The following is a 12941-nucleotide window of genomic DNA, read 5'->3' on the forward strand; positions in this document are numbered from 1 at the left end:
GCTTCCCGGTATAAACTTGACAGTAATAGTCATCTATTTCTGGAACTGTTCCAAACAGGGGTATCATTATCGTGGTTAAATGTGCCGGACTAGGAATTCTCGCCCTTTCTCTGTTCTCCAGCGCCGCATTGGCTGAAACGGCTGGCAAAGAGGTCAATATCTATACGACGCGTGAGCCGGGTTTGATCCAGCCACTGCTGGATGCTTTCAAGCAATCGACCGGGATCACCGTGAATACGGTTTTCCTGAAAGATGGTCTGGCAGAACGTGTTGCCTCTGAAGGCGAAAGTTCCCCCGCAGATATTCTGATGACCGTGGATGCCGGGAAACTGGTCGATCTCGTTGAAAAGGGTCTGACGCAGCCGGTTGAATCCAGTATCCTGAATGAAGCCATTCCGGCGCAATTGCGCGATGCCAATGGCCATTGGTATGGCTTGTCGATGCGCGCGCGTATCGTCTATGCTGACAAGGACATGGATATTGAATCCATCAATTATGAAGATCTGTCCGATCCGAAATACAAGGGCAAGATCTGCATCCGCTCTGGCCAGCATCCTTATAATACCGCGTTGTTTGCCGACTATATCGCGCATTATGGCGTTGAAAAAACCGAGGAATGGCTGAAGGGCCTGAAGGCCAATCTGGCACGCAAGGCTGCAGGTGGCGATCGTGATGGCGCCAAGGATATTGTGGGCGGCATTTGCGATCTGGCTGTTGCCAATTCCTATTATGTCGGCCTGATGCGCTCGGGCAAAGGCGGTGAAGAGCAGAAGGCCTGGGGCGATGGTATCAAGGTCGTGTTGCCCACCTTCAAGGATGGCGGCACACAGGTGAATATCTCTGGTGCTGCGATTGCAAAACACGCCCCGCACAGGCAAGAGGCCCAGAAGCTGCTTGAATATCTGGTTTCAGACGAAGCTCAGGCCATCTATGCCCGCGCCAATTTTGAATATCCGGTGAAGAAGGGTGTGCCGCTCGATCCGATTGTTGAATCCTTTGGTGAGCTGAAAATCGACACTGTGCCTTTGACAGAAATCGTCAGCCATCGCAAACAGGCAAGCGAGCTGGTGGACAAGGTCGGTTTCGACAATTAAGCAGACTGAATATGTCTCCGGCAGCCTGCAAGCGAACAGTCGCGGATATGCGGGTTGCTGGAGCGTTTTTGCTGGGGCATGGGTGGTGGATTGCGCGGCATCTGATCCTGGCACTGATCATAGAGTGACCTGATGACTGTGTTCTCCGCCCCATTGCAGCAGCGTCTCGTCCGCGACTCGCGGGCGGGAAAGGGCTGGTTGTGGTTTTCTGGTCTGTTCGCGATGCTGGCATGTCTGCCGGTGCTGGCGCTGCTGTTTGAAGCGGTTCAGGGCTCGGACGGGTTGTGGAGCCATCTTCTGGCAACGACCTTGCCAACGGCGCTGATCGATACAACCACGCTGTTGTTGGGCGTTGGAGTGCTTGCTGCTGGTCTTGGCACATCCATGGCATGGCTGGTGACGGCCTATGATTTTCGTGGCCGTGCTGTGCTGGAATGGGCATTGTTGTTGCCGCTTGCCGTGCCGACCTATATCGTTGCTTATGCCTATCTCGACCTTTTGCACCCGATCGGCCCGATCCAGTCGGCAATCAGATTTGTGCTTGGCTATTCATCGCCGCGCGAATTTCGTCTGCCCGACATCCGCTCCATGGCGGGCTGTATCATGCTGCTGGGCTTTGTGCTTTATCCTTATGTCTATATTCCAACGCGGGCGATGTTCCTGACCCAATCAGCCAGCCTGATTGAAGCGGCACGGACTTTGGGCGTTTCCCGCCGCGGCATTTTCTGGCACGTTGCCTTGCCACTTGCCCGTCCGGCCGTTGCCGTCGGCGTCAGCCTTGCACTCATGGAAACGTTGAACGATGTGGGAGCAGCCGAATTTCTCGGCGTGCGCACCCTGACCGTATCAATCTATACGACATGGATCACGCGATCCGATCTTCCGGGTGCTGCCCAGATTGCACTTGCGCTCTTGTTGCTGGTTGTGGCGCTTGTCTCGCTGGAACGCTGGGCGCGTCGCCGTCAGCGTTATGTTTCCAATATCCGCCGTACGCGCAGCTTTACGCCGGTCAGCGTGCACGGCCTTTCAGGCTTGCTGCTTTGTGCCCTTGCAAGCCTGCCCATTATTATCGGCTTTGTTCTTCCGGCCAGCTATCTCGCTGTCGAGGCCTATAAACGCTATCAATTTGCCGGTCTTTCCCCGCGTTTGATCGGCGAGGCGATCAATACAGTCACGCTTGCGGCCATCGCCTCCTTGCTGGTTCTCATCTGTGGTCTTGTTATCGCCTATGCGCTGCGCCTGTTTCCAAAAGCTGCTGCACGCTGGTTTTTCCGAATTTCAACGATGGGCTATGCTGCGCCGGGCACGGTGATTGCCATTGGCATTTTGGTCGTGGCAGGCGGTTTTGACCGCATCGTCAATCAGCTTTGGGCAAGTATTTTTGATGCCACATCCGGCCTTATCCTGATTGGCAGTGGCGCTGCTGTCATTTACGCCTATGTGGTGCGGTTTCTCGCCATTTCTGCGGGCGGGATTGATGCGGGTTTCGAACGCATTCCAGCCTCGCTTGACCATGCTGCGCGCACGCTTGGACGTACAGTTAGCGAAACCTTCCGCGCCATACATCTGCCATTGTCGAAAACCGCCATCGTTGCCGCAGGACTGCTGGTCTTTGTTGATTGTGTCAAGGAACTCCCGGCCACCTTGCTGCTGCGGCCCCTGAATATGGAAACCTTTGCGACACATCTTTATGGCGAAGCGGCACGCGGCACCTATGAAGAAGCGGCAATCGCAGCACTTGCAATTGTCGTGGTGGGTATTCTGCCTGTCATCCTGCTTGCGCGTGTCGGACGGCGTCTGTGATGGGCAATGTGCCATCTTCCAGTATCAAATTGTAACAACTGTTACAGGATGCGCGATGATGATAGCTTAGCGCGTTCACCGCCAGACATGTTTGGGCGTGGATTTGTTAAGCCTATCAGGGGGATATTGAAGAGGTGGGGTCTGGGCATTAATACATTGCCAATGATTTCAACACGATACATCGCGTGAACGCAATAATATGTGACTATGTTCTGCTGTCATTTCTATGGTTTTAACACCTTGTCGCCCTATATCAGGGCTAGCCGGAATTGGCTTGAAACAGGATCGACGCAGGGAAAACGAAAACGCGACTGTTTTCTGATGACCCAGTCGAAACAGGATTGATGGTGGATATGATGACGTCGCAACAATGGTTGCCTGTCGAATTGCTGAATATCGGTCTGGCAGCCGCACTCTTTTTTGCCTGCCTGGTCTATTCGCTCTGGAAGGCGGTGTTCGATGAGTTGACGCCTGTTTTCTGGCGCCGTACGGCTGCCATTCTGTGGGCTGGCACTATGATTGTTGCCTTTGGCGGTAGTTTTGATGCACCTGTCTGGTTGCAGGCTTCTGGCTGGATGCTGGTTGGCATCGGGGTTTGCGCGACAGTCTATCGTGCTGGCCTGTTCTACTATCGTCAATATTGTGCGCAGAACGCAGAAACGCTGCATGGTCGTCGCGCACGACTGTCGGGACGGTGACCAATGATCGCATCACCTGCTGTTAAAACCGCTGCAATGCCAAGCCGGTCTCGCCGTCCGCGTAGTCTGCGATCGTTCTTTATCCGCGCTTTTGTTGCTGTACGATGCCGTAAATGTTCGTAGAGCGCGCGCCTGAACGGCAATAGGCCAGGACAGGGCCTTCTGCCTCTTCCAGCGCCTTGGCATGAGCATCCACGTCGTCCTGCGTCAGCTGGCCACCAATTACCGGAATGTAATAGGCCTTCAGCCCGGCCTTTTCAGCCTCGCGGGCGACATCGGCAAAATCTGGCTGCTCCGGGCCAGCTTCGCCATCCGGACGATTGCAGATAATGGTACGAAAACCGGCCGCCGCGATTTCACGCACATCCTCAGGGACAATCTGGCCGGAGACCGAATAGTTTTCATCGATTTGACGAATATCCATTTTTCCTCGCTTGTCGCGGTCAAAGTCGCAACGATCTTCATGTAAGATTTCGCTGCACCTTACATAAACTGCGGATTCGTGTCACATGAAACTGTCGTGCAGGATAGTTTCATGAGAGAGATGGCCACCTTGACCAAAACCAGCACCAGCCAGAAGGTTCAGCTCATCGCGCGCCGTAATCAGCGCTTTGACAATGGTACACGCTTGGTTGCCGAAGAAATGCCGGTAGCGCTGAGCTATAATGGCACAACGCAAGCTGTCATGATGGCAACGCCAGGAGACCTCGAAGATTTCGCTATCGGCTTCAGCCTCACTGAAGGCATTATTGCGCGTGCCAGCGAAATCGAACGCATGGAAATCGTTGCTTTTGATCAGGGCATTGATGTCCAGATGTGGCTGACGGAGACGCGTGAAAATGCGCTGGTTGCCCGCCGCCGCTTCATGGCCGGGCCGGTTGGTTGCGGATTATGCGGCATCGATTCGATTGAACAGGCGGTAAGGCCCTTGCGTCCGCTTGAGACCGACGGAACAAAATTTTCGGCCGACGATATTATCATGGCCATGTCTCTGCTTGCGGCTGGACAGCACCTAAACCAGAAAACCCATGCGGTTCATGCGGCGGGTTTTTATACGGCGGCGAATGGCATGCTGGCCGTGCGCGAGGATGTCGGGCGGCATAATGCGCTGGACAAGCTCATTGGTGCAGTCGCACGCGGCCACATGCAGCCACAGCAAGGGCTTGTGGCGCTCACCAGCCGCGTTTCAGTGGAGATGGTACAAAAGACCGTCATGTCCGGTGTTCCTGTTCTGGCCGCCATTTCGGCGCCGACCTCTCTTGCCATTCGTCTGGCCGAAGAGTCGAATCTCACTCTTGTTGCTGTGGTGCGTGGCGAGGAGTTCGACGTCTTCACTCATGCTCATCGCATCATCATGTCATGAGACAAGACCACATGATGTTTATGAAGGGTGTGAGGAAGAAAACTGGCGCATGCAAACTGGTGCACGCAAGAGGATTTGAACCTTTGTTGAGCCATTCGGAGGGGGCGTCCTGACCGCTGAACGATGCATGTGCCAGAATGGTTTCATAATAGGCTGAAACCGATCAGTGATTCATTACAGTTCAGATGTCGCTGATATTATGGAGAGAAGGGCGACCGAAGGGCCGCCTTCTGTCTGGCTGTGTTTGTTACCGTGCGGCCAGAATGCCGGCAATGACGCCGGTTGCCGTTGTGATCAGCAGGAACTGGTCGCCAACCTTGATCCAGCGCTGTCCACGTGCCGGTTTGCGCAGACCATAGCGCTTGTAATCCCGCACTTCGTGATGACGGCGCCAGTCGCCAAAACGTTGCCCCTTGGCAAAATGGTTGCGGTGCATGCCCGGACGTCCGGCTTTATGCGGTTCAACGCGATGCTTTGGCTTTCCGGGTGCCGATGGACGGGCAGGTTCCATGTGACCCGGGGCAGGCTTGTGCGGCGCCTGTGCCTGAGCAAGCGGAGCACCGACAAACGAAAGGGCGACTGCAGCAAGAATGATTTTCTTAAGCACGTGAGCTTCTCCTTTATTCATGGCCTGAAACTATGTCCGCGAAGCTTAACGGGATATGAACGAAATCGTTCTGAACATTAAATAAAATCAATGTAATGACGCGGCGCAGGTCTTTGGTTTCCGCTTAGGGGAGACTGCCTTTCCATGCAGTCCATGGTCGGGGTCAGGCGTGTGATCGAAGCCTGCAGACTTGTGTGAAGACGGGGACTTGGCCAGTCATCATGCAGAATGACAAGCCGGAACATCCACAGACATTGCCGCCAGATCACGACGGTCAATAGTGCGGATGCTGCAAAATATTCAGGCTTGTCTGGTCTTGTGGTCAGGACCGATACAGGACGGCTTATGCCGTTCGGCAGCAATGTAGCGTTCTGTCGCCAGAAAGGCGGCAGAACCTGTCGTCAGGCTGGAACGGAATCGATCGTTTTCAGGGCTGCTTTCTGTTTCTGGGCTGCGGCCTTGACCGCAGCCTGCACCTTTTCAAACGCGCGGACTTCAATCTGGCGCACACGTTCCCGGCTGATGCCAAATTCAGCCGAGAGGTCTTCTAGCGTCATTGGCTCATCTGAAAGACGGCGCGCCTGAAAAATGCGGCGTTCACGATCATTCAGCGTGTCCATGGCCTGTTCAAGCATGGAGCGACGGCTATCCAGTTCATCCTGCTCAATCAGTGTCTCTTCCTGGCTGGAGCTGTCATCAACCAGCCAGTCCTGCCATTCACCGGATTCGCCTTCGTTTGCGCGCAATGGCGCATTCAGCGACGCATCGCCAGACAGACGACGGTTCATGGAAACCACTTCGTCTTCGCTGACATTCAGCTTGGTCGCAATCTGCTTGACCTGTTCCGGGTTCAGATCGCCATCATCCAGCGCCTGAATCCTGCTTTTCATCTTGCGCAGGTTGAAGAACAGGCGCTTCTGATTGGCCGTGGTCCCCATTTTCACAAGGCTCCACGAACGCAGGATATATTCCTGAATGGAAGCCTTGATCCACCACATGGCATAGGTGGCAAGACGGAATCCGCGCTCCGGTTCAAATCGCTTGACCGCCTGCATCAGGCCGACATTGCCTTCGGAAATGACCTCGCCGATTGGCAGACCATAGCCGCGATAGCCCATGGCGATCTTGGCCACGAGACGCAGATGGCTTGTCACCAGCTTGTGCGCAGCCTTCGGGTCGCCATGTTCATGATAACGCTTGGCCAGCATATATTCTTCCTGCGGCTCAAGCATCGGAAAACGGCGGATCTCTTCGAGATAGCGGGTAAGACCACCATCGCCGGATGTGATTGTCGGAAGATTCATACTCTGGGTCATCAAGCACCCTCCCTTGGATTTCAGGTTCCCTTTTGGCAAACCTGGAAGCCATCTGCCCCTGCAATGCAGTCTGGCACAGACAACTTCGGACTCATCTATATAAGCATCATTTTGGCGAAAACACGATGCCTGAATAAATGAAACAATGTGTCAACGACCTGAATGAACTTTGCGCGCAACCATTAATTGCAAATTTACCTTCCCGTCAATGAAAAACTGCAGCCCTATTTCGCGTAAAGCCAAAATTTTTCAACAAGATCAGACATATCGCCCGGCATCGGACTTTCGAAGCTCATGATCGCATTGGTTGTAGGGTGTTCAAAGGCCAGTTGTGCCGCATGCAGCGCCTGACGTGTAAAGCCGTTGACGGCCTCCTTTAACGGCTCTGCCAGCTTGTTGGCCTTGGTCTTGTAGGCGCTGCCATAATCCATGTCGCCAACGAGCGGATGGCCGATATGGGCCATGTGCACGCGAATCTGGTGCGTACGGCCGGTCTCCAGACGACATTCAACCAGTGAGGCGAGGGCGGTTGCGTCCTCGCGCGGGCCGAATTTTTCAATCGTTGCATAATGCGTGATGGCATAGCGCGCATCATCGCGCATTTCATCGACGACAGCCTGCTTGGTGCGGTCACGATGTGAGCGGCCAAGATAGGTTTCGATCGTGCCTTGCGGCCGTTCCATCATGCCCCAGACCAGCGCGACATAGCAGCGTTCGAGTTCGCCTGTGCGGCCATGGTCGGCGAATTGCGCGCTCAAATGGCGATGGGCGTGATCGTTCTTGGCGACGACCATGACGCCGCTCGTATCCTTGTCGAGGCGATGAACAATGCCCGGACGGCGGATTCCGCCAATGCCTGACAAGGTGTCGCCACAATGATAGATCAGTGCATTGACCAGCGTTCCCGTCCAGTTGCCATTGCCGGGGTGGACAACAAGGCCAGCAGGCTTGTTGACCACAATGAGATCATCGTCCTCATAGAGAATGTCGAGAGGGATGTTTTCCGGTTGTGGCTCGGCAGGTTCCGGCTCTGGCAGCGCGATGGTTATGGTCATGCCTTCGCGCAGCTTCTGCTTGGTTTCCCTGGCGGGCGCGCCGTTGACGGTCACATGGCCGTCAGCAATCAGGGACTGAACGCGGCTGCGAGAGAGTTCCGGCCCCAAGGCTGCGGCCAGCCATTGGTCGAGGCGTTTGCCTGCAGCTTCAGAGTCGGTAATTAGCTCTTTCAAATGTGTCATTCCTTCGTTATCACCCGCACGCGAGAGTTTGAACCGGAGTCATTGAATGCAGGATCTACACCAACAGCGGTATCAAAATCATCACGATTCCGGATATCAGCATTATCAGCAAGATTATTATCCAGATCCAGAGCCAGCACTTGATCCAGCCATGGAGAAAGTGCGCCGCAAGATGATACGTCTGCTTGCCGTATCCATTGGCGTGATGCTGGTTGGGCTTATGGCTGTGTTGGGCGCAGTTGTCTACAAGATCAATAAATCGTCCGACGAACCGAAACCGGAAACGCATTCTGAAATTCCGGGCCAGCAGACGCCAGCCCTGCCAGAACCACCGAAAATGGTCGAATCACAGATCAATCTTGTGACTGGATCGCGCCTTCTATCCCAGAGTCTTTCGGGCAATCAGCTTTCGCTTGAAATTCTTATGCCAGATGGCGGCACGGAGCTTCTGATCTATGATTATCGCGAAGCGCGTATTGTTGGTCGCGTGAAACTCGGCAGTGATGAACAGAACTGACAAGGGGGGCAAAAGCCCCCTTACAGCATTTTCTCCGAAACAGGCGCCTGGTTTCAGCAGTCTGTTGCGCACATGAAAATCGACAGATCGCGAACGCTGAAAATTCCATAAAGCACAAAGATTGACTTGAACAGAATGAGGTCTATATGTCTCTCATTCTCTGCGCCCATCGTCTAGCGGTCAGGACGGCGCCCTCTCACGGCGCAAACAGGGGTTCGATTCCCCTTGGGCGTACCAATGATTTCAATATATTGGCTCTCAAACAGAGAACTTGTCCAATAACCGTAATTATGTGTTTTTCGGATTGGGCCTTGAATTCGTTTTGAATGAAAATTTCTGCATTTTCCTGCGACAATCTGTCATTACTTATCAGATGCCATTTTTCTGTAACACCTCGACTTGTTGTTTCTTTGGGTTAAGCTCAAAACGTATTTTTGCTGGAGGCAGGCATGATTTCTAGACGTGCATTTTGTTTGGGAATTGTGAGCGTGTTCGCTGCGGGATCTGCAGAAGCAACACCTGGGGCAGTAAACAAAAATGGTTGTCACGGTAGGCCGCGCCATTGCCATGACCCTTCGGAAATAAGAGCCACTCGTGGTCGACGCTATGTACCTGGTTTCTTCCCGAGGTCCTATTTGCCAAAGAGACGGAAAAAGCGTCGTTAACCGATGCTCTCGTTAATTCCAGGCCGTCGGCTCATAAGCTCAGATATCAAAGTCTGGTTGTAATGAACCTTATGGCAGCAAGGTAATTTTCGGGGCACTTGTCATACCGGGTTGCAATGCCGCGGAAGTGCTTTCTTCTGCTGAAGAGTGCCAACGAGGTTTCGTTGCCGATAGACCCAGGGGAAGAGTGCAACAGACTGCTTTCGATTCCTCTGGGGCACGCCGTTTCCCAGAATTCAGCTTCAGCTGATCAAAACCTCCCCACTTTCCATGATGCCTGACCAGACCTGCACCCGGTCTGATCAGGATCTGTCATGAAAGTCCGGGTTCACTCATAGATTGCGGTGTGGATGATGCCATCCTTGCCGCACCAGGCGCGGTACATGCCTTCGCTGTTGAAGGGCAGGCAGATATTGCCCTTGGCGTCAACCGCAATCACGCCGCCAGAGCCGCCGATCGCGCCAAGCTCCTGCACGACTTCCGTTGCAGCCTGTTCAAGCGACTGTTTTGCCCAGCGCATGCGGGCGTCCACCTCATGGCCAACGGCCCAGCGGATGAAATATTCACCATGGCCGGTCGCAGAAAGCGCAACGGTCTGGTTGTCCGCCCATGTTCCGGCGCCGATGACGGGGCTGTCGCCGACACGGCCCGGTGTTTTGGCCGTCATGCCGCCGGTTGAGGTGGCGGCGGCAAGATTGCCGAATTTGTCGCGTGCAACCGCACCAACCGTGCCATGTTTGCGCGCCGGATCGCCATCATCGGGCGAGCCGCTTTGGCGGCGTTCCATTTCCTTGTGCAGGGCCTGCAGACGCTGTTCGGTACCGAACCATTCAGGTGGCATGATTTCAAGACCAGCTTCCACGCAGAAACGTTTTGCGCCTTCACCGGCAAGGAAGACATGTTCAGTCTTTTCCATCACCGCACGCGCCGCCAGAACCGGATTGCGCGGGCCGCATATGCCGGAAATGGCGCCACAGGCGCGCGTCCTGCCATCCATGATGGCCGCGTCCATTTCATGCGTTGCGTCGGTGGTATAGACGGCACCGCGGCCGGCATTGAAAAGCGGATTTTCTTCCAGTGCGATGACAGCAGCCGTGACTGCATCAAGAGCCGTGCCGCCTTCAAGCAGGACATCAAGCCCTGACTGCAGGCATTCCCGCAGGCCCGCATGGTAGGCCGCTTCCTTTTCCGGTGTCATATTGGCCTTGAGAATCGTTCCTGCGCCGCCATGCAGCGCGATGACAGGTATATGGTCTGACATGCTCGCCCCGGAAATGATCATTGCTCAAAAGCCCAAGCGGGACTGTGCCCGCCTGAGTGATTGCGTTCTGTTGTCTTATTTCGGTTTTACGTCCATTGCCAGCGTGTCTTCATCCGAACGCGGCGTATAGCTGATCTTGTCTTTCCTGATGCCCCAGGCCGACAGGTTGATGGCAAGCGGCAGGTCAGGACGATCCGTGGCTACCAGCAGATTGGCCTGTTCAAGTAACTCGCGGCGCTTGTTTTCATCCATCTCGACACTGGCTTCCTCGATTAGCCTGTCCATTTCCGGATTGGAATAGCCGCGCACATTGAAGGCACCGAGCGATTTTGCCGGGTCATTCGTGTGCATCAGGGATGACAACATATAGTTGGATTCACCTGTCAGCGTGCCCCAGAACGCCATGTGTAGTGAATATTCACCACGTGTCTTGGCCGGGTTGAATACGGCAGACGGCACGCCATTGACATCAGCCTCGACATTGATCGCCGCCAGCAATTGCGCAACTGTCGGGCCAAGCTCAATCGGCAGACGGTCGTTGGCATAATTCAGCGCGACCTTGAAGCCATCCGGATAGCCGGCCTCAGCCATGAGCCTGGCTGCCTTTTCCACGTCGAAAGGTGCGGGCTTGATGTCCTTGTTGTAGCCGAAAATATTTTCGGTCACCATCTGCGTCGGGATTGCGCCCATGCCTTCAAGGGCAACATCCTTGATGGTTTCACGATCGATCGCCAGATCGAAAGCCTCACGCACGCGCGGGTCGAGGAACGGATTCTTGTCCAGCTTCTTGCCGGACTTGTCCCAGACCAGCGGGGTGTTTTCACGGAAGTCGAATTCCAGATAAGGGATATAGACCGATTCATACTTGACGACTTCGAGGTTCGGATCCGATTCCAGCGCGTCGAGGTCGGTGGACGGTACCTTGGAGATCAGGTCAACCTGGCCAGCCTTGAGCTGGGCCACACGTGCGGCATCATTTGGAATTTCCTTGCGGATCACATGATCCCATGGCTGGGCGCCGCCCCAATAATCATCAAATTTTTCCAGCACCAGATCCTGCGTTGGCGCCCATTTGACAAACTTGTATGGGCCGGTGCCAATCGTTGCCTTGCCAGTGTTGAAGCCTTCGGCTGCCGTTTCCTTGGTCGAATAATCGGCCGCAGCCTTGTGCGAGACGATGAACAGGCGCACGAAATCATTCGGCAGGGTTGGAGCCGGGCCAATGGTCTTGACCCGCACGGTCAAGGGATCGACGATCTCGACGTTCTGCACGCGACGGACATAGATGGTCGATGGATTAGGGCCGGTGACCTGCGGAATGCGCTCGATGGAAAATTTCACGTCTTCAGCGGTGAAATCCGAACCATCATGGAATTTGACGCCTTCGCGCAGCTTGAATTCCCAAGTCGTGTCGTCAATCGGCTTCCAGCTAACGGCCAGCGACGGCTCGACTTCCAGGTTGTTGCCAGAGCGCAGCAGCGTATCAAACACATGCTTGGTCGCCTCCGCATTGGCCGCGGTTGCGGTGTAATGCGGGTCCATTGAAGCCGGGCCGGATTTGGTGGCGATGATGAGGTCATCCGCCAGGACGGACAATGGGGTGAGAAGGGTGGTCAGGAAGAGAGCAGCATGCAAAATGGGACGTTTGATCATCGGGTTCCCCTAGTTGAGTTGCAGCAAAAATCGGTCAGTCCGGTCAAAAAATCAGCTTGTCACGTCTTCACTTTCTGACGGCTCTGGATCGAGGGACAATTGCTGTGGCCAGCCTTCAGAGGCCACGGCGAGTTTGGTCAGGATTTCGGAGAGATTGAGCCTTTCGGCAGGCGACAGGCATTCAAGCATGGTGCGCTCATGTTTCATCATGATGGCTTCGACGCTTTCGACCGCTTCGCGGCCCTTGTCGGTCAGCTTCATGGCGATGCGGCGCTGGTCGGTCATGTCGAGCTCACGCTGGATCATGCCGAGCGAATCCAGACGATTGATGGCGCGGCTCAGAGTATTCTTCGGAAAGCCTGAAGAACGGACAACTTCCGTCAGGGTCAGCTCATTGCTGAGATAGAGCGACCAGAGCACGACGAATTCCGGTCTGAGCAGCCCCAGCTTTTGCTGGATGAGACTGTAAACGGGATTGTTGAAGCGCAGCGCCAGATAATTGAGACGAAACGACAGCCAGCAGGGGTTGTGCCAAAGCTTGGGGAAAAGCGGATCATCTTCTGACAGGCCGGTCAGCTCTGACTCATCCCGTCCGGCACGTCCCTCATAGAGAGCAGTACGCATAAGCTCGTCCATAGCGATTTCCCGACCCTTAATTTAGTTCTATATGGAACGATATTTGAAAATTTTCTTGCGTCAATAGCAATTTTTTGTTTCTAATGGAAC

General features: G+C 54.6%; 12 protein-coding genes, 1 tRNA gene and 1 pseudogene. 6 read left to right on the forward strand and 8 right to left on the reverse strand.

Going from position 1 to position 12941, the window contains the following annotated elements; all coding sequences use genetic code 11:
• Window positions 1–95 precede the first annotated feature (95 nt).
• From ACFO1V_RS13765 to ACFO1V_RS13775, 3 genes are all read left to right on the forward strand, one after another.
• Window positions 96–1094 carry a Fe(3+) ABC transporter substrate-binding protein gene (locus ACFO1V_RS13765; RefSeq protein WP_374831248.1) on the forward strand — a complete coding sequence of 333 codons (999 nt, stop codon included), beginning with the start codon at window positions 96–98 and terminating at the stop codon, window positions 1092–1094.
• Window positions 1095–1226: 132 nt separating this feature from the next.
• Entirely contained in the window at window positions 1227–2897 is a 1671-nt protein-coding gene (locus tag ACFO1V_RS13770; RefSeq protein ID WP_374831094.1) for an ABC transporter permease, read from the forward strand.
• 353 nt (window positions 2898–3250) lie between these two features.
• Window positions 3251–3595, forward strand: a complete 345-nt coding sequence (locus ACFO1V_RS13775; RefSeq protein WP_374831250.1) for a hypothetical protein — start codon at window positions 3251–3253, stop codon at window positions 3593–3595.
• Window positions 3596–3674: 79 nt separating this feature from the next.
• Here ACFO1V_RS13775 and ACFO1V_RS13780 read toward each other — a convergent pair whose 3' ends face one another.
• Window positions 3675–4019, reverse strand: coding sequence for a protein tyrosine phosphatase family protein (locus ACFO1V_RS13780; protein ID WP_374831096.1), 345 nt, complete (start codon window positions 4017–4019; stop codon window positions 3675–3677).
• A gap of 129 nt (window positions 4020–4148) precedes the next feature.
• Between ACFO1V_RS13780 and fdhD the strand changes: the two genes are divergently transcribed.
• A complete protein-coding gene (gene fdhD, locus ACFO1V_RS13785; protein ID WP_374831252.1) occupies window positions 4149–4958 on the forward strand; it encodes a formate dehydrogenase accessory sulfurtransferase FdhD in 810 nt (269 codons plus the stop codon).
• Between the two features lie 247 nt (window positions 4959–5205).
• Here the strand turns inward: fdhD and ACFO1V_RS13790 are convergent, their stop codons facing one another.
• The 3 genes from ACFO1V_RS13790 to ACFO1V_RS13800 all read right to left on the reverse strand — a co-directional run bounded on the left by ACFO1V_RS13790 (window position 5206) and on the right by ACFO1V_RS13800 (window position 8119).
• Window positions 5206–5565, reverse strand: a complete 360-nt coding sequence (locus ACFO1V_RS13790) for an RcnB family protein (RefSeq protein ID WP_374831098.1) — start codon at window positions 5563–5565, stop codon at window positions 5206–5208.
• Window positions 5566–5966: 401 nt separating this feature from the next.
• Window positions 5967–6881 (reverse strand): RNA polymerase sigma factor RpoH, encoded by a 915-nt coding sequence (gene rpoH / locus ACFO1V_RS13795; RefSeq protein WP_374831100.1) that lies wholly within the window; start codon window positions 6879–6881, stop codon window positions 5967–5969.
• 224 nt (window positions 6882–7105) lie between these two features.
• Entirely contained in the window at window positions 7106–8119 is a 1014-nt protein-coding gene (locus ACFO1V_RS13800; protein ID WP_374831102.1) for an RluA family pseudouridine synthase, read from the reverse strand.
• Between the two features lie 46 nt (window positions 8120–8165).
• Between ACFO1V_RS13800 and ACFO1V_RS13805 the strand changes: the two genes are divergently transcribed.
• On the forward strand, window positions 8166–8636 hold the full coding sequence (locus ACFO1V_RS13805) for a hypothetical protein (protein ID WP_374831104.1): 471 nt from the start codon (window positions 8166–8168) through the stop codon (window positions 8634–8636).
• 162 nt (window positions 8637–8798) lie between these two features.
• A tRNA-Glu gene (locus ACFO1V_RS13810) sits at window positions 8799–8873 on the forward strand.
• Between the two features lie 474 nt (window positions 8874–9347).
• Here the strand turns inward: ACFO1V_RS13810 and ACFO1V_RS13815 are convergent.
• The 4 genes and pseudogenes from ACFO1V_RS13815 to ACFO1V_RS13830 form a co-directional block, all read right to left on the reverse strand.
• Window positions 9348–9519 (reverse strand): annotated as a pseudogene (locus ACFO1V_RS13815) (IS5/IS1182 family transposase); the annotation flags it as partial.
• A gap of 110 nt (window positions 9520–9629) precedes the next feature.
• Window positions 9630–10562 carry an isoaspartyl peptidase/L-asparaginase family protein gene (locus ACFO1V_RS13820; RefSeq protein WP_374831106.1) on the reverse strand — a complete coding sequence of 311 codons (933 nt, stop codon included), beginning with the start codon at window positions 10560–10562 and terminating at the stop codon, window positions 9630–9632.
• A gap of 75 nt (window positions 10563–10637) precedes the next feature.
• Window positions 10638–12215: an ABC transporter substrate-binding protein gene (locus ACFO1V_RS13825; RefSeq protein ID WP_374831108.1), complete on the reverse strand. Its 1578-nt coding sequence runs from the start codon at window positions 12213–12215 to the stop codon at window positions 10638–10640.
• 51 nt (window positions 12216–12266) lie between these two features.
• Complete coding sequence (locus ACFO1V_RS13830) at window positions 12267–12851, reverse strand: MarR family winged helix-turn-helix transcriptional regulator (RefSeq protein ID WP_374831110.1); 585 nt, start codon at window positions 12849–12851, stop codon at window positions 12267–12269.
• Between the last annotated feature and the right edge of the window lie 90 nt (window positions 12852–12941).

Origin of the sequence: Daeguia caeni (assembly GCF_042653845.1) — a bacterium.
In the GTDB taxonomy this organism is placed as follows: Bacteria; Pseudomonadota; Alphaproteobacteria; order Rhizobiales; family Rhizobiaceae; genus Brucella; species Brucella caeni.

Bases quoted from the DNA above. Each gene is read 5' to 3' on its own strand.
- ACFO1V_RS13770 (WP_374831094.1), top strand. From the start codon at position 1,227: ATGACTGTGTTCTCCGCCCCATTGCAGCAGCGTCTCGTCCGCGACTCG.
- ACFO1V_RS13775 (WP_374831250.1), top strand. From the start codon at position 3,251: ATGATGACGTCGCAACAATGGTTGCCTGTCGAATTGCTGAATATCGGT.
- ACFO1V_RS13780 (WP_374831096.1), bottom strand. From the start codon at position 4,019: ATGGATATTCGTCAAATCGATGAAAACTATTCGGTCTCCGGCCAGATT.
- rpoH (WP_374831100.1), bottom strand. From the start codon at position 6,881: ATGACCCAGAGTATGAATCTTCCGACAATCACATCCGGCGATGGTGGT.
- ACFO1V_RS13800 (WP_374831102.1), bottom strand. From the start codon at position 8,119: ATGACACATTTGAAAGAGCTAATTACCGACTCTGAAGCTGCAGGCAAA.
- ACFO1V_RS13805 (WP_374831104.1), top strand. From the start codon at position 8,166: ATGCAGGATCTACACCAACAGCGGTATCAAAATCATCACGATTCCGGA.
- ACFO1V_RS13820 (WP_374831106.1), bottom strand. From the start codon at position 10,562: ATGTCAGACCATATACCTGTCATCGCGCTGCATGGCGGCGCAGGAACG.
- ACFO1V_RS13825 (WP_374831108.1), bottom strand. From the start codon at position 12,215: ATGATCAAACGTCCCATTTTGCATGCTGCTCTCTTCCTGACCACCCTT.
- ACFO1V_RS13830 (WP_374831110.1), bottom strand. From the start codon at position 12,851: ATGGACGAGCTTATGCGTACTGCTCTCTATGAGGGACGTGCCGGACGG.